Source organism: Pseudarthrobacter phenanthrenivorans Sphe3 (genome assembly GCF_000189535.1).
In the GTDB taxonomy this organism is placed as follows: Bacteria; Actinomycetota; Actinomycetes; order Actinomycetales; family Micrococcaceae; genus Arthrobacter; species Arthrobacter phenanthrenivorans.
Genome location: NC_015145.1, coordinates 607,881 through 627,903, shown reverse-complemented (window position 1 = coordinate 627,903; position 20,023 = coordinate 607,881). Strand labels below are relative to the sequence as shown.

The 20,023-nt window shown below is 66.6% G+C and carries 16 protein-coding genes; 11 read left to right on the top strand and 5 right to left on the bottom strand.

Going from position 1 to position 20,023, the window contains the following annotated elements:
* Positions 1 to 7 precede the first annotated feature (7 nt).
* From ASPHE3_RS03035 to ASPHE3_RS03025, 3 genes are read left to right on the top strand one after another with little or no spacing between them, the layout of a single operon-like run.
* Positions 8 to 676, top strand: coding sequence for a response regulator transcription factor (locus ASPHE3_RS03035; protein WP_013599763.1), 669 nt, complete (start codon positions 8 to 10; stop codon positions 674 to 676).
* Positions 673 to 2,127: a HAMP domain-containing sensor histidine kinase gene (locus tag ASPHE3_RS03030; protein WP_013599762.1), complete on the top strand. Its 1,455-nt coding sequence runs from the start codon at positions 673 to 675 to the stop codon at positions 2,125 to 2,127. Before ASPHE3_RS03035 ends, ASPHE3_RS03030 begins: the two co-directional genes overlap by 4 nt.
* A complete protein-coding gene (locus tag ASPHE3_RS03025; protein WP_041651925.1) occupies positions 2,120 to 3,151 on the top strand; it encodes a TAXI family TRAP transporter solute-binding subunit in 1,032 nt (343 codons plus the stop codon). Before ASPHE3_RS03030 ends, ASPHE3_RS03025 begins: the two co-directional genes overlap by 8 nt.
* A gap of 107 nt (positions 3,152 to 3,258) precedes the next feature.
* Here the strand turns inward: ASPHE3_RS03025 and ASPHE3_RS03020 are convergent, their stop codons facing one another.
* A complete protein-coding gene (locus ASPHE3_RS03020; RefSeq protein WP_013599760.1) occupies positions 3,259 to 4,773 on the bottom strand; it encodes an XRE family transcriptional regulator in 1,515 nt (504 codons plus the stop codon).
* A 150-nt stretch (positions 4,774 to 4,923) separates the two neighbouring features.
* Here ASPHE3_RS03020 and aceA point away from each other — a divergent pair, with 150 nt between their 5' ends.
* Positions 4,924 to 6,240: an isocitrate lyase gene (gene aceA, locus ASPHE3_RS03015; RefSeq protein ID WP_013599759.1), complete on the top strand. Its 1,317-nt coding sequence runs from the start codon at positions 4,924 to 4,926 to the stop codon at positions 6,238 to 6,240.
* 91 nt (positions 6,241 to 6,331) lie between these two features.
* Positions 6,332 to 7,984, top strand: coding sequence for a malate synthase A (gene aceB, locus ASPHE3_RS03010; RefSeq protein ID WP_013599758.1), 1,653 nt, complete (start codon positions 6,332 to 6,334; stop codon positions 7,982 to 7,984).
* A 230-nt stretch (positions 7,985 to 8,214) separates the two neighbouring features.
* Here the strand turns inward: aceB and ASPHE3_RS03005 are convergent, their stop codons facing one another.
* A complete protein-coding gene (locus ASPHE3_RS03005; protein WP_041651923.1) occupies positions 8,215 to 9,408 on the bottom strand; it encodes an MFS transporter in 1,194 nt (397 codons plus the stop codon).
* 142 nt (positions 9,409 to 9,550) lie between these two features.
* Between ASPHE3_RS03005 and ASPHE3_RS03000 the strand changes: the two genes are divergently transcribed.
* A complete protein-coding gene (locus tag ASPHE3_RS03000) occupies positions 9,551 to 10,510 on the top strand; it encodes a D-2-hydroxyacid dehydrogenase family protein (RefSeq protein ID WP_013599756.1) in 960 nt (319 codons plus the stop codon).
* Here ASPHE3_RS03000 and ASPHE3_RS02995 read toward each other — a convergent pair.
* Entirely contained in the window at positions 10,500 to 11,726 is a 1,227-nt protein-coding gene (locus tag ASPHE3_RS02995; RefSeq protein WP_013599755.1) for an ROK family transcriptional regulator, read from the bottom strand. The genes ASPHE3_RS03000 and ASPHE3_RS02995 overlap by 11 nt on opposite strands.
* Positions 11,727 to 11,862: 136 nt before the next feature.
* Between ASPHE3_RS02995 and ASPHE3_RS02990 the strand changes: the two genes are divergently transcribed.
* From ASPHE3_RS02990 to ASPHE3_RS02970, 5 genes are read left to right on the top strand one after another with little or no spacing between them, the layout of a single operon-like run.
* Positions 11,863 to 12,609, top strand: a complete 747-nt coding sequence (locus tag ASPHE3_RS02990; RefSeq protein WP_013599754.1) for a sugar phosphate isomerase/epimerase family protein — start codon at positions 11,863 to 11,865, stop codon at positions 12,607 to 12,609.
* Positions 12,606 to 13,748: a Gfo/Idh/MocA family protein gene (locus tag ASPHE3_RS02985; RefSeq protein ID WP_013599753.1), complete on the top strand. Its 1,143-nt coding sequence runs from the start codon at positions 12,606 to 12,608 to the stop codon at positions 13,746 to 13,748. Before ASPHE3_RS02990 ends, ASPHE3_RS02985 begins: the two co-directional genes overlap by 4 nt.
* Positions 13,745 to 14,947: a Gfo/Idh/MocA family protein gene (locus tag ASPHE3_RS02980; protein WP_013599752.1), complete on the top strand. Its 1,203-nt coding sequence runs from the start codon at positions 13,745 to 13,747 to the stop codon at positions 14,945 to 14,947. Before ASPHE3_RS02985 ends, ASPHE3_RS02980 begins: the two co-directional genes overlap by 4 nt.
* Position 14,948: 1 nt before the next feature.
* Positions 14,949 to 15,944, top strand: a complete 996-nt coding sequence (locus tag ASPHE3_RS02975) for a sugar phosphate isomerase/epimerase family protein (protein ID WP_013599751.1) — start codon at positions 14,949 to 14,951, stop codon at positions 15,942 to 15,944.
* 28 nt (positions 15,945 to 15,972) lie between these two features.
* Complete coding sequence (locus ASPHE3_RS02970; protein WP_013599750.1) at positions 15,973 to 16,506, top strand: GNAT family N-acetyltransferase; 534 nt, start codon at positions 15,973 to 15,975, stop codon at positions 16,504 to 16,506.
* A 40-nt stretch (positions 16,507 to 16,546) separates the two neighbouring features.
* Here the strand turns inward: ASPHE3_RS02970 and ASPHE3_RS02965 are convergent, their stop codons facing one another.
* Together ASPHE3_RS02965 and ASPHE3_RS02960 are read right to left on the bottom strand one after the other, a co-directional pair.
* Positions 16,547 to 18,697 (bottom strand): amylo-alpha-1,6-glucosidase, encoded by a 2,151-nt coding sequence (locus ASPHE3_RS02965; RefSeq protein WP_013599749.1) that lies wholly within the window; start codon positions 18,695 to 18,697, stop codon positions 16,547 to 16,549.
* A 59-nt stretch (positions 18,698 to 18,756) separates the two neighbouring features.
* Positions 18,757 to 19,818 (bottom strand): glycosyltransferase family 4 protein, encoded by a 1,062-nt coding sequence (locus ASPHE3_RS02960; RefSeq protein ID WP_013599748.1) that lies wholly within the window; start codon positions 19,816 to 19,818, stop codon positions 18,757 to 18,759.
* Between the last annotated feature and the right edge of the window lie 205 nt (positions 19,819 to 20,023).

Genomic DNA, 20,023 nt, shown 5'->3' with positions numbered 1-20,023 from the left:
ACTGGCAATGGATGTGCTGATCGTCGAGGACGACGACGCCATGGCATCCGCCCTCGGGGCGGCCGTGGTTTCCGCCGGACATACATCCGCCAGGGTTTCCCGGGGCGCCGATGCACTCCTGGAACACCGGCGCTTCGGCGTGATCCTGCTGGACCTGGGACTGCCCGACATGGACGGGCTGGAGGTACTCCGGAAGCTTCGGCAGGTCACGGACGTTCCCATCCTCATCCTCACAGCGCGCGACGACGAACGCAGCGTGGTCCTTGGCCTCCGTTCCGGGGCGGACGACTACCTCGTCAAGCCGGTAAAGCTGGTGGAGCTCCTGGCCCGTATCGAAGCCGTCACCAGGCGGGCCGGCCGCGCGCCCGGCAACGCGCAGCGGCGGATCGTGCTGGGGGAACTCGAGGTGGACCTAGAACGCCGCCTGGCAGTCCTCGGCGCGCACGTGCTCCCCCTGACCGCCACGGAATTCGACCTGCTGGCCCTGCTGGCCAGCCATGCGGGGTCAGTTGTGACCCGGGAACAGATCCTTGACGCCCTGTGGGGCGATGCGTTCCTGGCCTCTTCGCGGTCACTGGACGTGCACCTGACCGGGCTCAGGTCCAAGCTGCAGCTGCCGGGGTTCATCATCAACGTCCGCGGGGTCGGCTACCGGGTCGAGGCGGGCCCTGCGTGAAGCTCCGCGTCCTCGGGATCCTGAGCGTCCTTTCCATCCTCCTGGTGCTCATCGCCTCCAATGCCCTCCTGGCGTCCGCCAGCCGGGAACTCACCCAGGAACTCCAGATCAACAGGGCAACTGCCCTCAACAGGCTGGCGCAGGTGGCGTTCGACGCCGGCACGGAGGGAGGTGACCCCACCCAACTGCAGGCCGAAATGGACAGGTACTCCGAGCTCTATGCGGAAGGAGTCCTGATCCGGCTCCAGCAGGGCACCCTGCGCTCCGGTGGCCTGAGCGAGGACCGGGCAGATGTGCGGAATGCCCTGGCCAGGGCCAGCCTGAACCTGAATGACACCACCCTGGCGCCGCTGCAACCGTTCGGCACAGGCTCCGAGGTGATCTCCCGCTCGTTTGGAAGCGCCAGCCAGGTGCTCGGCGCGGCCGTCCTGGAAGTTAACCAGGACGCTGCCCGGCAGAAACTCCGCGAACGGTGGCTCGGCGTCGGAGTGGCCGCGGCCGCCCTCACGGCGATGCTCCTCATCGGCGCGGCCCGGGTGACCCGCTGGGTGCTGCGCCCGGTCCACCGCCTCAACGCCGCCGTCGCCGAACTTGAAACCACCGGCAGGAGCAGCCGGCTGCCGGAAGAAGGGCCGCCGGAGCTGCGGGAACTGAGCCGTTCGTTCACGGCGATGGCACAAAGCGTCAGCGACAGCATCGAAGCGCAGCGCCAGCTCATTGCGGACACCTCCCACGAACTGCGTAACCCAGTCGGCGCCCTGCGGCTGCGCGTCGATTTGCTGCGGCTGGAACTGGAAACCGACCGGGAAAAGGCCGCCGCATCCTCCGTCGAGACCGAACTCGAAAGGGTGGAGGAGATCCTCGACGGCGTCCTCAGGCTCGCCGCCGCAGAGCACCGGGCCTTCGAGGGCTCCGCCGGCACACCCGGTGGCGCGCCTTCCCGGCGGCACCGGCCGCCCATTGATCCGGTCCCAGTCCTGCAGGAAGAGGCCGAACGGGCAGGACCTGCCGCGCGCCGTGCCGGCGCCTTCATCGACTTCGGCAAGCCACCCGGGCAGCCGGCGCTGATTGCCTGCGACGCGGGGGACCTGGCGCAGATGGCCGGGGAACTGCTGAACAACGCGATCAAATATGCCGGCCGGGCACGGATATCAGTTGCCGTCCGTGTACGCGGCGCCGCCGTGGTGATCGAAGTGTCCGACGACGGGCCAGGGCTTTCGTCCGAGGAGAGGACAGCAGCCACACAGCGCTTTTGGCGCTCACCGAAGCACCGGGACGTGAGCGGCAACGGCCTTGGCATGACCATCGTCGAGAAGCTGGCGGCAGCCAACGGCGGACGCCTGCTGCTCCGAGAGGCACAGCCGCGCGGCCTGGCGGCGTTCCTCGAATTTCCCCGGGTCCCTGAAAGCCAAGGCCCTGCAGCCAGGGGACAGGAGGCGCCGCATGCCTGACTGTCGCCTTAGCCCGCCGTCGAGACGCGAAGCCCTCAGGGCCGGCGTGGCCGCAGGGCTTGCTGGACTGCTGCTGCCGGCGCTTGCCGCCTGCACCCAGGAGGACAGCCCGGACGCTGTCACTGTTGCGGGCGGCGAACCGGGCGGCTTCTACCTGGAGTTCGCCACCCTGCTTGCCGCGTCCCTGCAGCGCCACGGCGTGGCCCGGCATGCCACTGCGCTGACCACCGGCGGCAGCCTGGACAACCTCGGGCTCCTCGTTGGCGGGCAAGCCACGTTCGCCGTCGCCCTGGCTGACGCCGCCGCGCAGAGGGAAGCAGGGAAGGGCCCGTCCGACGCCGGCATTACGGCCCTCGGGCGGGTGTACGAGAACTACGTCCATTGCGTGGTCCGGAGGTCCAGCGGCATCCGGGGCATTGCGGAGCTGGCCGGCAGGACGGTGGCTGTGGGCGAGCCAGGTTCGGGGACGTCCCTCACCACTCCCCGTCTCCTTGAGGCTGCCGGGCTTGGTTCCGTCGCCGCCGGCGGCGGGGACGCGAGGGCGGATGCCGGGGCGGATGCCGGACAAGCCGTCACCGTCCTGAACCTGGGACTCAATGACGGCCTCGCGGCGCTGCGCGAGGGGTCAGTGGACGCCCTTTTCTGGTCCGGGGGCGTTCCCACGGCCGCCATCGCGGCGGCCCATGACGACGTGGGCCTCAGTTTCCTGGACCTTTCCCCGTTGCTGCCGGCGCTGCGGTCGAAGTTCGGCGTTTTCTATGACCGGGTCCTGATTCCGGCGGGAGCCTACGATGGGGTCCCTGCCGTCTGGACGGTGGGGGTGACCAACCTGCTGCTGTGCCGGGGCGACCTGGACGCCCGCACTGTGAAACGGAGCGTGGAACTGCTGGTGGGCCACGCGGAGGAGCTCATCCCCCGCTCGAGCCTGGGAGTCCAGTTCCTGAGCCCGGATTCCCTGATCAACACGGCCGGCATTCCGTTGCACCCGGCGGCGGCGGACGCTTACCGCGAGTTGCACGGGTGACCCAACGCTCTCTCACTTAATGCGGTAAACCGAAGGACGCTCTTTCACTTGGGAAGGTGATAGAGCGTCACCGAAAAACCCGCATCAAGTGAGAGAGCGTCCTGTCATCAGCTGCCCGAGTGCGCCTGCAGGAAGCTGTACACCTCGGTCTCGTCCACACCCGGGAAGGCCCCGGGCGGCATGGCAGCCAACAGGTGCGAATGGGCTCGTGCAGAAGGCCACGCGTTGCCGGCCCAGTGCGACGCCAGTTCGGCCGGCGGCCGCTTGCAGCAGTTCGGATCCGGGCAGGTGGACTTGGCCCTTGCCGTCGTTTCCCGCCCGCGGAACCACTTCACATGCTGGTATGGGACCCCGATGCTCAGCGAGAACTCGCCGCTGGCGGAGCGCTCGGTGCGGGCGGTGCACCAGTAGGTCCCCGAGGGCGTGTCGGTGTACTGGCTGTAGGCACTGAACTTGTCCGGAACGTCGAACACTGCCCGGGACGTCCACGCCTTGCATGACGGCTGGCCCTCGATGGCGCCGGTATGGTCCTGGGGGAAGGCCACGCCGTCGTTCTCGTAGGCCTTGTAGATGATCCCGCTCTGGTGCGTCTTCTGGAAGTGCGTGGTGATGCCCAGGTGCTGGGTGGCGAGGTTGGTGAAACGGTGGGCGGCCGTCTCGTAGGAGACGGCAAAAGCATCGCGGATGTCCTCCACCGCGATCTCCTTGGCGGCCTTGGCCTTGTGCAGGAACTCCATGGTGGCCTGTTCGGGGAGAAGGAGCGCGGCCGCGAAATAGTTCGTCGCCACCCGCTGGGCCAGGAAGTCGCCGTAATTCTTCGGCGTTTCATGACCCAGGACGTAGTGCCCCAGCGCCTGCAGCAGCACTGACCGGGGGTCGTGGTCCTGGCGCTGGTTCTGCGTCAGGTAAATTCTGCGGTTCTTCAAATCCGTCACTGACCGGGTGGAATGCGGCAGGTCGCCCACATGGTGGAGGGTGAACCCGAGGTTTTCGGCGATGTCCGCGATGACGTGCTGGCTGAGAGGACCGCTGGTGTAGCCCACGGCCTTGAGGACTTTCTGCGCCTCCGCCTCGTATTCCGGGAAGTAATTCCCCCGCTCACGCATCATTGCCCGAAGTTCGCCATTCGCCCGGCGGGCTTCCTCGGGGGTGGCCACCTGCTCATTCATCTTGCGTTCCAGCTCATGCAGCAGACCCACCTGGGCCTCCAGCACATCCAGCGGAAGCCGCGAACTGATGCGGATTTTGGGCAGGTTCAGCGTCTCGTACAGCGGGCTGCGCTGGTAGCGTTCCAGCTCGATTTCCAAAGCGGCGCGGCGGCTGGGCGGTTCGGCACCCAGAAGCTGGTCGATGCTGACGTTGAGCGCGGATGCCAGGTGCTGGAGCAGCCCCAGCTTGGGTTCCCGCTTTCCGTTTTCGATCAGGCTCAGCTGGCTGGGTGCAGTACCGACGGCGGCACTGAGGTCGTCGAGGGTCAGTCCAGCCTGCTTGCGCAGATGCCTGACCCTCCGGCCCAGGCTGATCACGTCCAGGCCAGCGGCTGCGGCGGACGGTGCTTGCGGCGAGACTTCTCTGTTCCAGCTTCCAGGCGACATTTTTGAAGGATACGTGAAGAAACGCATTTCTTTCCAGACTTTTTCTCTAGAAAGGTGCTTGAAAGTGCTGAAAAGTAGGTGTCACGGAAAGAAACACCGCACCGGATAAAGCCGGCGGGAACTGCAAAGGCGCAGTTCCCGCCTACCAAATCCGGAGCTCAATCAAGGAGATCAACGATGACTGCAGCATTTGAGCCCACCCAGCAGACGCCCGAAGAGCAGGCCGCCGCCCTGGAGCTCGAGTGGGCCGCCAACCCCCGCTGGGAAGGTGTGACCCGGGACTACTCAGCCTCCGACGTCGTCCGTCTCCGCGGCCGCGTCTCCGAAGAACACACCCTGGCCCGCCGCGGCGCCGAGAAGCTGTGGAAGCAGCTCACCGAGGAGCACAAAACCGGCGGCTACACCAACGCCCTGGGCGCCCTGACCGGTAACCAGGCCGTGCAGCAGGTCAAGGCCGGGCTGCGGGCCATCTACCTTTCCGGCTGGCAGGTTGCCGCGGACGCCAACAACTCCGGCCACACCTACCCGGACCAGTCGCTTTACCCCGCCAACTCGGTCCCCACCGTGGTCCGCCGGATCAACAACGCCCTGCTCCGCGCGGACCAGATCGAGTTCTCCGAAGGCATCCAGACCGTTGAGGACTGGATGGTCCCGATCGTGGCGGACGCCGAAGCCGGCTTCGGCGGCCCGCTGAACGCCTACGAGCTGATGAAGTCCATGATCCAGGCCGGCGCCGCGGGTGTTCACTGGGAGGACCAGCTCGCCTCCGAAAAGAAGTGCGGCCACCTGGGCGGCAAGGTCTTGATCCCCACCCAGCAGCACGTCCGGACCCTGAACGCGGCCCGTCTGGCGGCCGACGTCGCCGGTACCCCGTCGGTGGTCATCGCCCGTACGGACGCTGAGGCAGCCACCCTGATCACCTCAGACGTCGACGAGCGCGACCAGGAATTCATCACCGGCGAGCGCACGGCCGAGGGCTTCTACAAGGTCCGCAACGGCATCGAACCCTGCATCGCCCGTGCCAAGGCCTACGCCCCTTATTCGGACCTGATCTGGATGGAAACCGGCACCCCGGACCTCGAGCTGGCCCGCAAGTTCGCCGAAGCCGTCAAGGCCGAGTTCCCGGACCAGATGCTCTCCTACAACTGCTCGCCGTCGTTCAACTGGCGCAAGCACCTGGACGACGCCACCATCGCCAAGTTCCAGCGTGAACTCGGCGCCATGGGCTTCACGTTCCAGTTCATCACCCTGGCCGGCTTCCACGCCCTGAACTACTCGATGTTCGACCTCGCCCACGGCTACGCCCGGGAAGGCATGAGCGCCTACGTCGAGCTGCAGGAAAAGGAATTCGCCTCCGAGTCCCGCGGCTACACCGCAACCAAGCACCAGCGCGAAGTCGGCACCGGCTACTTCGACACCATCTCCACCGCGCTCAACCCGAACGCATCCACCCTCGCACTGGTCGGATCGACCGAAGAGGGCCAGTTCCACTAATTTCCCCAAGTAAGTAGCGCCAAGTGTCGTTTTGGAGGGTCAAAACGACACTTAGCGCTACCCAGTTGGGCCTTGCACCAGGAGAACTCCAATGAACAGCTTCACTGACAGCTTTACGATCAATGGCATTACCCTCACGGCCCAGCCGATTTGCCGGCAGCAAGAGGTGCTGACTCCGGATGCCCTGGCATTTATTGCCAAACTGCACCGGGCGACGGCGGCCCGGCGGCAGGAGCTGCTGCAGGCCCGCCGCAGCCGCCGGGGTGCCATCGCCGCCGGACAAGATCCGCGCTTCCTCCGCGAGACCGAGCACATCCGCAACGACCCGTCCTGGCGCGTCGCTCCCCCGGCCCCGGGCCTGGAGGACCGCCGGGTGGAGATCACCGGGCCGGTGGACAAGAAGATGACCATCAACGCCCTGAACTCAGGGGCAAAGGTCTGGCTGGCGGACATGGAGGACTCCTCCACCCCCACCTGGCGGAACGTGATCAAGGGCCAGCTGAACCTCACCGACGCCCTGGAGCGCCGGATCGACTTCACCAGCCCCGAAGGCAAGGAGTACAAGCTCCGCCCGGCCGGCGAACTGCCCACCATCGTGGTCCGTCCCCGCGGCTGGCACCTTCCCGAGAAGCACATGCTCATCGACGGCGAACCCATCGCCGGCGGCATCGTGGACTTCGGCCTGTACTTCTTCCACAACGCCCGCCGCCTGCTCGCCCAGGGCAAGGGTCCGTACTTCTACCTGCCCAAGATCGAAAACCACCTCGAAGCCCGACTCTGGAACGACATCTTCATCCTCGCCCAGGACCTGCTCGGCATCCCGCAGGGCGCCATCCGCGCCACCGTGCTGATTGAGACCATCACCGCAGCCTTCGAAATGGAGGAGATCCTCTACGAACTGCGCGACCACGCCGCCGGACTGAACGCCGGACGCTGGGACTACATCTTCTCCCTGATCAAGAACTTCCGCACCCGCGGCCCCCGGTTCGTCCTCCCGGACCGCGGCCAGGTGACCATGACCCAGCCCTTCATGCGCGCCTACACGGAGCAGCTGGTCCGGGCGTGCCACAAGCGCGGCGCCATGGCCATCGGCGGCATGGCAGCGGCGGTTCCCAACCGCAAGGACGAGGCAGCCAACGCCAACGCCTTCGAGAAGGTCCGTGCCGACAAGACGCGCGAGGCCAACGACGGCTTCGACGGTTCCTGGGTGGCCCACCCGGACCTGGTTCCCGTCTGCCGCGAGGTGTTCGACTCCATCCTGGGCGAGAAGCCGAACCAGCTGGACCGCACCCGCGAGGACGTCACCCCGGACGACCGCGAGCTCATCAACGTGGCCGCCACAACCGGAACCATCACCGAACAGGGCATCCGGAACAACATCGAAGTGGGTATCCGCTACATCGAATCCTGGCTGCGCGGCAACGGCGCGGTGGCCATCCACAACCTCATGGAGGACGCCGCCACCGCGGAAATTTCCCGCTCGCAGCTCTGGCAGTGGATGTTCGCCAGCGCCATCACGGACCGGGGCGAAATCGTCACCCACCACTGGATTGAAGAACTCCTGGACGAGGAATTCGCGCGGCTGGAACGCTTCGACGGCGACCGCTTCGAGGACGCCCGCGACATCTTCGAGGAAGTCACCCTGGCCCAGGACTTCCCGTCCTTCCTCACCCTTCCCGCCTATGCGCGGTACCTGACGGAGGCCCGTGAGAAGGCCACCGTGGAGGAACTCGCCGCCGCATAACCAGAATTCCGTTCGCCGGGCCGGCACGCCCTTTCGCAACAGGCCCCTCCGAAATCCGGAGGGCCGGCCCGGCGGCGGAGCACCACCCGCCGACGCTCTCTCACTTAACGCAGGAAAATCCGGATCGCTCTCTCACTATCCCTGTGGCAGTGAGAGAGCGATCGTGTTTTTGCGACGTTAAGTGAGAGAGCGTTGGAAGGCGGCGGGAAGGTACGACGGCGGCGCCTGGCTTAGCGGCCTTTCGGCACCCTTCGCACGGCGAGGGTGGTGGCGAGGAAGAAGGTCAACACTGAGGCGAGGACGACCAGGAGCGCCGGAGTCCAGGACCCCGACGTATCGTGCACCAGGCCCAGCAGCGGCGGGGCCGCCGCGCCAATGGCGTAGCCAACGCCCTGCACCACAGCGGACATCCGCCCTGCAGAGGCCTGGTCCCGGGCGACTTTGATGATGGCAATAAAAATCAACGTGATTCCGCCGCCCTGCGCCACTCCGCCTACGGAGGACCACATCCACCACCACTGCGGTGCCAGGAGCAGGCCCACAGGGACGGTCAGCCACATCACGCCCAGGGTGACGGCAACCGTCGTCGTGCTCGCCAGCCGGGCCGCCAGCGGAACCCCCAGCCCGCCGGCGATGGCAAGGATCTGGAACAGGGAAGACCCCGCGCCCGCCCCGGAAGGGCTCAGTCCGAGTTCGTCGGAGAGGAACGTGGGCAGCCAGGCCGTCACCCCGTAGTAGGAGAATGCCTGCCCGGCAAAGCCGGCCGTCAGGCCCGCGGTGGTCCACCTCGCGCCGGCGACCGGTGGCAGGCGGGTGCCCGTTCCGTCGTCGGGCGCTATGAGGAACGCCCGCCGCGCTCCCACAGCCAGGGTCCAGAAAACTATGGCCGCCACAGCAAGCACCGCCACCGACCCCAGGGCAAACTGCCAGCCCGCCACGGCAGCAAGCGGCGCTGTCACCACTGAGGTGAGGAACGAACCGATGTTCAGGGCGGCAGTGTAGATGCCCATGGCCGTTCCCTGGCGGGCGGGCGCAAAGTCGCGCCGGATGATCAGCGGAACGGCAATGTTGCCGATGGTGATGGCCAGGCCGATGACCACAGTGCCGCCCATGACCAGGGCAGGGCCGCCGGCGGATCGGAGGAGCACCCCGGCCAGCACGCCGAGGATGGTCAGCGTTACGGCAAACTCAGCACCGAACTTCCGTGCGGCCAGGGAGGCCAAGGGCGCAGCCAGGGAAAAGCACAGCACCGGGATGCTGGTCAGCAGCCCCAGCATGGCGGGTGAGAACTGAAGATCGGCCTGCATGGGGCCCACAACCGGCGCCACCGCCACAAACGGGCCCCGGAGGTTCAACGCCAGCAGGCCAATACAGGCCAGCAGCACCCAACTTTTGGGAATCCGGGAGGACAACCGGCCGCTCATGCGGCGGAGAACAGTGGGAGCAGGAGTTTCATCACTCCCATTGCTATCATGCCGCTTCCATACCCGGGTCTTCCGCGCAACCGGAAGACGCCCTGCCTTACGATGAGGTCACGCCAGGAATCCCGGGACGAAGGACACCGCCATGCAGCACCGCCTCGCCATCCTTGATGACTACCAGGACGTGGCCCATGGCTTCGCCGATTGGGCAGCACTGGAGGCGGAGGGCGTTACCGTGGCCACCTTCCGTGAACCCTTCCCCACGGCTGAGGCCCTGGTGTCAGCACTGGCGGATGTGACCATGGTCATTGCCATGCGGGAACGGACCGCCTTTCCGCGGGAGGTGCTGGCGAAGCTTCCTGCCCTCCAGCTCCTGGTCACCACCGGGATGGCGAATGCTTCCATTGATGTTGCCGCCGCCGCCGAGCAGGGCATTACGGTGTGCGGCACTCCGGGTTCGCCCACTGCCGCCCCCGAGTTGACCTGGGCGCTGCTGCTGGCCATCGCCCGCAACGTGCCGGCCGAAGAGAACTCCCTCCGCGCAGGCACCTGGCAGACCACCGTGGGCTTCGAGCTGGCCGGAAAGACCCTGGGCATCGTGGGACTCGGAAAGATCGGGCGGAGGATTGCCGGTTACGGCCAGGCGTTCGGGATGGAGGTATTGGCCTGGAGCCAGAACCTGACAGCTGAGGCCGCGGAGGAAGCCGGTGCCCGGCGGGTATCCAAGGAAGAGTTGTTCCGGCTCTCGGACGTGGCCACCCTGCACCTCAGGCTGTCCGAGCGCTCCGAAAACACCGTTGGCGAGCAGGAGCTGCGGCTGCTGGGGCCCGAGGGCATCCTGGTTAACACCGCGAGGGGCCCGCTGGTGGACCAGGATGCCCTGCTGAAGGCGCTCACCGAGGGCTGGATCCGCGGGGCGGCACTGGATGTGTTCGACCAGGAACCACTGCAGGCCGGGCATCCGCTCCTTGCCGCCCCCAACACGGTGCTTTCGCCGCACCTCGGCTACGTCACGCGGGAGAGCTACCGGCAGTTCTATGGCGGGGCGTTCGAAGACGTCACGGCATGGCTGGCAGGCACACCCGTCAGGGTCATTACGCCGTAGCGGAAATTCCGGCGGCCGGCTGCAGGGTTGCCTCGATGGCGGCCGGTGACAGGACGTGCCGGGTGACCAGCTGGCTGGCCCCGAAGAGGGCCGCCCTGTCCCCCGCCCTGGACAATCCGATCCGGAGCTGGGACGTGGCCAGGGGCAGCGAGCGCCGGTAGACCACCTCCCGGACACCTGCCACGAGGTGTTCCCCCGAGTCCCCGATGCTGCCGCCGACGACGATGACCGAGGGGTTCAGGAGGTTCACCACAGTGGCCAGCACATCCCCCAGGTCACGGCCGGCCTGGCGGAGGGCCTGGATGGCGTGCGGGTTGCCGTGTGCCACAAGATCAAGCACGTCCGCCCCCTGCGCAGCGTCCAGTCCCTTCTGCCGGAGGGCGGCCGCGATCGCCGGCCCTGAGGCGAGTGCTTCCAGGCACCCGTAGTTCCCGCAGCGGCACAGCACGTCGTCCCCGCGGGGGACCCGCACGTGGCCCAGGTCCCCGGCAGTGCCGTTGGCGCCCCGCTGCAGTTCACCGCTGCTGATGATGCCCGCACCGATGCCGGTGGCAACCTTCACGAACAGCAGGTTGTCCTCATCCGGCCAGTACGCCGAACGCTCCCCGAGCGCCATGATGTTGACGTCATTGTCCACCAGCACGGGGACAGGCAGTGAACGCTGGACGAACCGGACCACGTCGAAGCCGTCCCAGCCCGGCATGATGGGCGGCTTGACCGGCCGTCCCGAGTCATGCTCCACCGGCCCTGGAAGTCCGATCCCCACTCCGGCGAGATCCGCAGGGTCCCGCGACGCCGCCGCCAGCAGGTCTGCTGCTTGCCCTGTCACGAGTCCCAGGACCTTCTCCGGCCCGTCCGCCACCTGCTGGGCCAGGCGGTGTTCAGCGAGGATGGCGCCGCCCAGGTCCGTGACGGCCACGGCCACGTGGGTTGCCCCAACGTCCACGGCCAGCACCACCCGGGCGGCCGGTTTAAAGGCAAAGCGCGACGGCGGCCTCCCGCCGCTGGAGCTGGCCTCACCTGCGGGACCAACAAGTCCCGACGCGATCAGGGCGTCGATCCTGGCGGCAACGGTAGACCGTGCAAGGCCGGTGGTCCCGGCAAGCTCGGCCCGGGTACGGGCCTTGCCGTCCCGGAGGAGTTGGAAGATGTCTCCGGCCCGGCCCTGTACTCCCGGCGGTTCGGGAGCGGTCCGCTGACCGGCTGTCTTAGTCATAGAGACATAGATAGCAGATGCACTTATTTATGTCACGGCGGCAACTTTTGCTTGACGCCCGGCAAAAGTGCCCCTAGCTTTGCAGGTAGACCCAGATCACAGCAGTCAGCACACGCCCCAGCGACCGGGAGACATCTTGTCCTACTCAATCCAGCTTTATACCCTGCGGAACGCCGTCCAGGAAGACCTGAAGGGGACCATCCGCAGGGTTGCGGAAATCGGCTTCACGCAGGTGGAGCCCTACAACTTCGTGGCCATGGCCAAGGAACTCGGTGCAGCCCTGAAGGAAAACGGGCTCACGGCACCCTCGGGCCACGCGCCCCTGTTGAGCCAGGACCAGGACGGGATCTTCGCCGCCGCCAAGGAACTGGGTATCACCACCGTGATCGACCCCTTCATCCCGGCAGAGCGCTGGCAGTCGGCCGAAGACATCCAGGAAACGGCCGCCCAGCTGAACGCTGCCGCCAAAAAGGGGGCCGGGTACGGTATCCGGGTGGGCTATCACAACCACCAGTGGGAGCTTGAGTCCACCATCGAGGGCAGGACCGCGCTGGAGTACTTCGCCGACCTGCTCGACCCGGAACTCGTGCTGGAAGTGGACACCTACTGGGTTGCCGTAGGCGGCCAGGACCCGGTGGACATCCTCACCAGGCTCGGCGACCGGGTGAAGCTCATCCACATCAAGGACGGACCGCTGACCACGGACACCAAGGCACAGCAGCCGGCAGGCCAGGGCAAGCTTCCGGTCCTTGACGTCATCGCCGCCGCCAAGTCGCTGGAGGTGGGCGTGGTGGAATTCGACGACTACGCCGGAGACATCTTTGAAGGCATCAACGAGAGCCTGTCGTTCCTGACGGCCGCAGGCGAAGGAATCAAGGCATGAGCACCCCCGCATCCACACGGTCGCTCCGCAAGGGCCGGGTCGGCGTCGGCGTCGTCGGCGCGGGCAACATCAGCAAGCAGTACCTGGACAACCTCACCACCTTCCCGGACCTCAAGGTCCACGTCATCGCCGATCTCTTCGAGGAGGCCGCCGAGGCGCGGGCGAAGGAGTACGGCATCCCAGAATGGGGCGGGGTGGAGAAGGCACTGAACCATCCCGACGTCGAAATCATCGTCAACCTGACCATCCCCGCAGCCCATGTTGAGGTGGCCACCGCTGCCGTCAACGCCGGCAAGCACGTGTGGACGGAGAAGCCGTTTTCGCTGGACCGCGAATCCGGGCTGGGCCTGCTCAAGACCGCCGATACCGCGGGCATACGCCTGGGCTGCGCTCCCGACACCTTCCTGGGCGCCGGACTCCAGACCGCGCTGCGGCTGATCCAGCGCGGCGACATCGGCACGCCACTGACCGGGATGACCACGTTCCAGACGCCCGGGCCGGAGTCCTGGCACCCCAACCCGGCCTTCCTGTTCCAGTACGGTGCGGGCCCGCTCTTCGACATGGGGCCCTATTACCTGACCACGCTGGTCCAGGCCTTCGGCTCCATCCGGAAGGTGGCCGCTGTCGGGTCCAAGGCGAAGGATGTCCGCGTGATCGGTTCCGGACCCAAGGCCGGCGAGGAATTCACCGTGGAGGTGCCCACCCACGTCTCCGCCATGGCGCAGTTCGAGTCCGGCGCGTCCTCCCACAGCGTCTTCTCCTTCGAATCCCCCCGCACCCGGATGGGGTTCGTGGAGATCACCGGCACCGAGGCCACCCTCTCCCTGCCGGATCCCAACAACTTCGACGGCGACGTCAGGCTCTGGCGCGCAGGAGACGAGGACTGGACCACCATCCCCGCCACCGGCCCGGCGAACGGGCGCGGCATGGGCGTCCTGGACATGGCAAGGTCGCTGCGCGCCGGGACCCTCCACCGCGCCACCGGCAACCTGGCCTACCACGTACTGGACGCCATGGTCTCCATCTCGGAATCCATGGATTCGGGCACCTTCGTGGACGTTGAAAGCTCCGCACCGGCCTCCGCGCCGCTCCCCGAAGACTGGGCGCCCGAGACGCTGACACTGGAGGAGGGGGCATGAGCATGGAGCCTGCAAACCGGCCGCCGCTGGGCGTGGCCATGATCGGCTACGCCTTCATGGGCAAGGCCCACTCGAACGCCTGGCGGAACGTGGCCAGTTTCTTCGACGTCCCTGCCTTTGAGCAGAAGGTCCTGGTGGGCCGTGATGCCGCGGCGGTCTCCGAAGCTGCAGCCAGGTACGGCTGGTCCGAAACGGCCACCGACTGGCGGACGGTCCTGGACCGGGACGACATCCATGTGGTGGACATCTGCGCGCCAGGGTGGATGCACGCCGAGATCGCCACGGCAGCCCTTGAAGCCGGCAAGCATGTGCTGCTGGAAAAGCCGCTTGCCAACACCCTGGCAGAGGCCGAAGCCATGACCACTGCAGCCCAGGAAGCCAGGACCAGGGGCGTCCAGTCCATGGTGGGATTCAACTACCGCCGCGTCCCGGCCCTGGCCCTGGCCAAGGAACTGATCAGCGAGGGCAGGCTGGGATCTGTCCGGCAGGTCCGCGCGGCCTACCTGCAGGACTGGCTCGCGGATGACCAGGCGCCCATGACCTGGCGGCTGAAAAAGGAAACGGCCGGCTCCGGCGCGCTGGGCGACATCGCCAGCCACGCCATCGACCAGGTCCTGTTCCTGCTCGGGGAGCAGGTCACGGAAGTCTCCGGCCGTCTGCAGACGTTCGTTGACCGGCGGCCGGGTGCCGACGGGCTGGAAGAGGTCACGGTCGACGACGCCGCATGGGCAACGCTGGCCCTCGCCTCCGGGGCAATCGCCTCAGTGGAGGCATCCAGGGTTGCCACCGGCCGCAAGAACTCCCTGCAGATCGAGGTCTACGGCGACAAGGGCGCCCTGCGCTTCGACCTGGAAAACCTCAACGAGCTGGCATTCCTGGACTCCAGCGCCCCGGCCCGGGAACAGGGGTTCCGCCGGATCGTCGTCACGGAACCGGAACACCCCTACCTGGATGCCTGGTGGCCGCAGGGCCACACCATCGGTTGGGAACACACCTTCACCCACGAAATCCGCGACTTCCTGCTGGCTATCGACGCCGGCGCCGAGCCCTCGCCGTCGTTCGAGGACGGCCTGGAAGTCCAGCGCGTCCTGGCCGCCGTGGAGGAATCCGCCGCCGCCCACAGTTCAACTATCCAGCTGCAGCCAGCCGCACAGTCCTCAGCCACCGTCGCTGCCCCTGCCCAGACCGAAGGAGCCTGACATGCCCCGCCCCTATACCCTGTTCACCGGCCAGTGGGCGGACCTGCCCTTCGAAGAGGTAGCAAAACTGGCCTCCCGCTGGGGTTACGACGGACTCGAGATCGCGGTGTCCGGCGACCATCTGGACGCCTGGCGCTGGGACGAGCCGGGGTACGTCGACTCCAAACTGGAAATCCTGGAGAAGTACAACCTGAAGGTGTGGGCCATCTCCAACCACCTCAAGGGCCAGGCCGTCTGCGATGACCCCATCGACTTCCGCCACCAGGCCATCGTCGGCGCGAAGGTCTGGGGTGACGGCGATCCCGAAGGCGTCCGCCAAAGGGCCGCCCAGGAAATGAAGCACACGGCACGGCTCGCCAAGGCACTGGGCGTGGACACCGTCGTCGGGTTCACTGGCTCCTCCATCTGGCAGTACGTGGCCATGTTCCCGCCCGTCCCGGAAAAGGTGATCGACGCCGGCTACCAGGACTTCGCCGACCGGTGGAACCCCATCCTGGACGTCTTTGATGAGTGCGGCGTCCGCTTCGCCCACGAAGTCCACCCGTCCGAGATCGCCTACGACTACTGGACCACCGTCCGCACCCTGGAGGCGATCGGGCACCGCGAGGCGTTCGGGCTGAACTGGGACCCGTCCCACATGATGTGGCAGGGCATTGACCCCGTCTCCTTTATCTGGGATTTCAAGGACCGGATCTACCACGTGGACTGCAAGGACACCAAGGTCCGCCAGACCGGCCGGAACACCGTCCTCGGCTCGCACCTGGCCTGGGGCGATCCGCGCCGGGGCTGGGACTTCGTCTCGGCGGGCCGTGGCGACGTCCCTTGGGAGGCATCCTTCCGCGCCCTGTCCGCCATCGGCTACGACGGCCCCATCAGCATCGAGTGGGAGGACGCCGGCATGGACCGTCTCCACGGCGCGCCCGAAGCCCTCGCCGCGCTCAAGAAGTTCGACTTTCCGCCGTCGAACACCTCCTTCGACGCCGCGTTCAAGCAGTAACCCCAAGGCCGGCACGTACAATCCCTGCATGACCTCCTCCATCAGAAAGGCAACAACGGACGACGCCGGGGCGCTGGCTGCCCTGGCGGCCGTCACCTTTCCGCTGGCGTGCCCGCCGTCCGCGTCGCCTGGCGACATTGCGGCGCACCTGGAGAACACCCTCAGCGAACGGCACTTCCGCAGCTACCTGGACGACCCCGGCGCCACCATCCTGGTGATCGATGCCGGGGATGGGCTGCTCGGGTACAGCCTGCTGGTCAACCGCCCTGCAACAGACCCGGATGTGGTCTCGGTGCTGACGCTGGCGCCATCGGTGGAGCTGAGCAAGTGCTACGTCCACCCGGAGCACCACGGCTTGGGCGCGGCTGCCGAACTCATGCGCGCCAGCCTGCAGGCCGCCGCCGCCTCAGGGGGTGCCGGCGTCTGGCTGGGGGTCAACAGCCAGAACGCCCGGGCCATCCGCTTCTACGAGAAGTCAGGCTTCCGGAAGGTGGGCACCAAGTCCTTCCAGCTCGGCAGCACCGTGGAGCACGACTTTGTCTTGGAGCAGCCCCTTCCCTGACGGCCCCTCCCGCCTCTGGGATGTCCCGCTGCTTGGAGGCCTACGCTCCCTGCCACACGCCCGTGGGCGGATACGCCAGCGGCGGCCGGGGGTCGCCCACAAGCTTGAGGCCGGGCGGGAGCCCGTCGATGGTGCCGTGGGTCCCATGGGCCCTGATGGTGATGCGGGACGTGTCCAGCAGCACGTTCTCGGCCTGGAAATCCCCCACGTCCTCCGGCAGGATCGGCGCCAGGTGCACCACGCCGCGGGTAAAAACGGGATCGAAGCGGAGCAGGGCGCGGACCAACTGAACAGGGGCGGCCGCAGCCCAAGCCTGCGGTGAGCAGGCGGTTGGATACGGCACCGGTCCCGAAAACTCGCCTCGATCAAAGCCGCAAAACAGCTCGGGCAGCCTGCCGTCAAAATGCTCCGCGGCGTCGAAAATTCCGGTGGCAACCCGGCGTGCCTCCTCAACGAACCCGTACCGCATCAGCCCGGTAGCCACCAGCGCAGAGTCATGGGGCCACACGGAACCGTTGTGGTAGCTCACCGGGTTGTAGGCGCCCATGTCCGAGGCCAACGTCCGGATACCCCAGCCGGTGAACATTTGTGGTGACATCAGGTGTTCCACCACGGAGGCCGCTTTATCCTCGTCCACAATGCCGTTCCACAGGCAGTGCCCCATATTTGAGGTGCAGGCGTCCACGGGGCGCTTGTCCTTGTCAAGGGCGACGGCGAAGTAGCCCTTGTCCGGCAGCCAGAACTTCTCGTTGAAGGCAACCTTCAGCTCCGCGGCGCGCTGCTCCCAATGCTGTTCCAGCTCCCGCTCACCGGTCCAGCGGGCGAGGAGGGACCGGCCCACGTAAGCGGAATAGACGTAGGACTGGACCTCGCAAAGGGCAATCGGTGCCTCGGCCATGGTCCCGTCGGCGAAGTTGATGCCGTCCCACGAGTCCTTCCAGCCCTGGTTGACCAGGCCGTGGTCATTGGGCCGGAGGTACTCAGCAAAGCCGTCGCCGTCACGGTCGCCGTAATTCCCGATCCACTCCAGGGCACGGTCAACATGGGGCAGCAACGGTTCAACGATGTCCTTTGACAGCCCCCACCTGCTGAGCTCACCTACCAGGGCAGCGAACAGCGGGGTGGCGTCGGCGGTGCCGTAGTAGGCGGTGCCGCCCAACGCCAGGCCGGCAGTGACCCCCAAGCGCACCTCATGCGGGATCCGGCCGGGTTCTTCCTCGGTGTCCGTGTCCACTTTCGTCCCCTGGAGGCTGGCCAGCGTCTGCAGGGTCCCGGCTGCCAGCTTCGGGTCCACCATGAGGCTCATATAGGACGACAGGATGGAGTCGCGGCCGAACAGTGCCATGAACCAGGGGGCGCCCGCTGCCACCGCCGCCCGCTCAGGATGGTGCGGATCGAATATCCGCAAGGACCCCAGGTCACTCTGGCTGCGGTTAAGGAGCGTCTGGAGGTTGCTGTCCGTTACCGTGATCAGCGGAACGTTCTGTTCCCAGTGCCGGTGCCGGCGGGCACCCTCGCGGTGGTGCGGCAGGCCGTCCTCGCTGAATGCTTCGGCCGGTGCTTCGCCGTTGATCAGCGGAACCACAATGACGCTGGTGGCCCACTTCCCCCGGGGCGGTATGGTTGCCCGGAAGCGGAGCCCATCCGTGCTGACCTCGGCGCCGCGGGCGCGGACGGCAGTTCCGCGCTGCTGCCCGTTGTGGGAATTCTCGATGACAAGCTGGCCGTCACGGACAGTGCGGACAGTGCTCGGGTTCGGCGAGGTGCGGCCCACCTTAACATCGAAAAGATCGGCCTGGTCCGCGTCCACCAGGAGTTCGATGTCGCAATCCACGGACTCTGCCGAATAGTTTTCCAGCGTGATGTCATCCTGCAGGCCCGGACCGATATGGCGGTTCTGCCGGACCACCAGGGGGCTGTCGAACCGGCCGCCCGGCCATTTGGCCCTGCCTACGAACGTGGCTTCGAAAGGCCTGGGCCGCTGGGCTGCCAGCGGCTCACGCAGGGCGCCGTTGATCCTGAGCACCCAGTGGGAAATAATCCGCGTGTCCTGGAAGAACGCACCGTTGGTGCCGCCGTCGGAACTGATATCGCCGGTCCCGGAAGAAATACAGAACGAGGATCCCTCCACCACCGTCATCGAACCGGATTCGGATGCGGCAGCCTCGGTATCGGCATTCCACGCGGTCATGGACGGACTCCTTCTCTCAGCTACGGGATCCTGCCGGGGATCGGCAGGCCGCCCGCCCCTTAAAGATTCTGGTGCAACCGGACCGCATCCGGAACCCCTGCGGGCACACTCCCTTCAAGAAGCTCCGTGAACAGCTGGAGGTGGTCCGCCACCATCCGTTCCTCGCTGAATTTCTCCTCCGCAGCCTTCCGGCACGCTGCCCGGTCCAGGGCTGCCGCCTCCTGGACGAAGCCGGCCAGCTGGTCGGTGGGTCCAAGGAATCCGGTGCGTCCATGCTCAATGATTTCCGGCGCCGAACCGATGCTCGTGCCAACAACGGGAGTTCCGGCGGCCAGCGCCTCGATCATGACCAACCCGAACGGTTCGTGCCACTGGATCGGGTTGAGGAAGGCGATAGCTTCACCCATCAACTTGTATTTGGCGGCATCATCCACTTCTCCGACGAAGTCCTCGTTCGGACCCAGGATGGGTTCGATGACGTCGCGGAAATAGCGGACCTCTTCCTCCTCGCGCATCTTCACCGCGATCCTCAACGGTATTCCCGCTTCCCGGGCGATCGTCACCGCCTCCAGCAGCCCCTTGTCCGGGCAGGCCCTGCCCACGAAGCAGAGGTAGCCTCCGCTGCCTGAACCCACCGGCACCGACGCGACGTTCATCCCGTGGTGGATCACGCGGCTGATGGGGACGTGCGGCGCCTGTGAGCTCTGGTCCCGGGAAATCGCGATCACCGCCGCCCGCCGGGCGATGGCCTGGTACACGTCCTGCGCCTGGACGTGGAGCGAACCATGGACCGTGGTTACTACCGGGATATGTTCCGGCCGCCCCAGGTACAGCGGGCCAGCCATGGTGTGGTCGTGGATGATGTCCACGTCGTCGAGCCCAGCGTAGGCCCGTGTCACCTGGCTGAGTTCCGCCAGGGTGAGGCTCAGCTCGCCGGGGACAGAAGGCCGCATGCCGTGCACCCTGGGCACGGGGCAGGTGCTGTCCGAGGGCGCCGCCAGCAGCACTTCGTGCCCGGCGGCGGCGAAACCCCTGGCAAGGCTGTCCACTACTCTTTCTGTTCCACCGTACGTAACGGGCGGGACCGTAATCCACGGTCCGGCAACCAGTCCTATCCGCATCCCTGACCTCCAGGAAAATGACAGGCCGGGCTCCCCCAGTGGGCCGGGCAGCTAACTCCGCGAAACCATTTCCCGGTCCGCGCGCTGTTGGGAGTGTTCACCCCACAGGGCCTCTGCTTAGCCCACACTCCGACTATTGCCCAGATACCGGCACCCGACAAGACCCAACTGTGGGATACCTCATACCGGGTGCCGGAATGGAGGC

Bases quoted from the DNA above. Each gene is read 5' to 3' on its own strand.
- ASPHE3_RS03035 (WP_013599763.1), top strand. From the start codon at position 8: ATGGATGTGCTGATCGTCGAGGACGACGACGCCATGGCATCCGCCCTC.
- ASPHE3_RS03025 (WP_041651925.1), top strand. From the start codon at position 2,120: ATGCCTGACTGTCGCCTTAGCCCGCCGTCGAGACGCGAAGCCCTCAGG.
- ASPHE3_RS03020 (WP_013599760.1), bottom strand. From the start codon at position 4,773: ATGCGTTTCTTCACGTATCCTTCAAAAATGTCGCCTGGAAGCTGGAAC.
- aceA (WP_013599759.1), top strand. From the start codon at position 4,924: ATGACTGCAGCATTTGAGCCCACCCAGCAGACGCCCGAAGAGCAGGCC.
- aceB (WP_013599758.1), top strand. From the start codon at position 6,332: ATGAACAGCTTCACTGACAGCTTTACGATCAATGGCATTACCCTCACG.
- ASPHE3_RS03005 (WP_041651923.1), bottom strand. From the start codon at position 9,408: ATGAGCGGCCGGTTGTCCTCCCGGATTCCCAAAAGTTGGGTGCTGCTG.
- ASPHE3_RS03000 (WP_013599756.1), top strand. From the start codon at position 9,551: ATGCAGCACCGCCTCGCCATCCTTGATGACTACCAGGACGTGGCCCAT.
- ASPHE3_RS02995 (WP_013599755.1), bottom strand. From the start codon at position 11,726: ATGACTAAGACAGCCGGTCAGCGGACCGCTCCCGAACCGCCGGGAGTA.
- ASPHE3_RS02985 (WP_013599753.1), top strand. From the start codon at position 12,606: ATGAGCACCCCCGCATCCACACGGTCGCTCCGCAAGGGCCGGGTCGGC.
- ASPHE3_RS02980 (WP_013599752.1), top strand. From the start codon at position 13,745: ATGAGCATGGAGCCTGCAAACCGGCCGCCGCTGGGCGTGGCCATGATC.
- ASPHE3_RS02975 (WP_013599751.1), top strand. From the start codon at position 14,949: ATGCCCCGCCCCTATACCCTGTTCACCGGCCAGTGGGCGGACCTGCCC.
- ASPHE3_RS02970 (WP_013599750.1), top strand. From the start codon at position 15,973: ATGACCTCCTCCATCAGAAAGGCAACAACGGACGACGCCGGGGCGCTG.
- ASPHE3_RS02965 (WP_013599749.1), bottom strand. From the start codon at position 18,697: ATGACCGCGTGGAATGCCGATACCGAGGCTGCCGCATCCGAATCCGGT.
- ASPHE3_RS02960 (WP_013599748.1), bottom strand. From the start codon at position 19,818: ATGCGGATAGGACTGGTTGCCGGACCGTGGATTACGGTCCCGCCCGTT.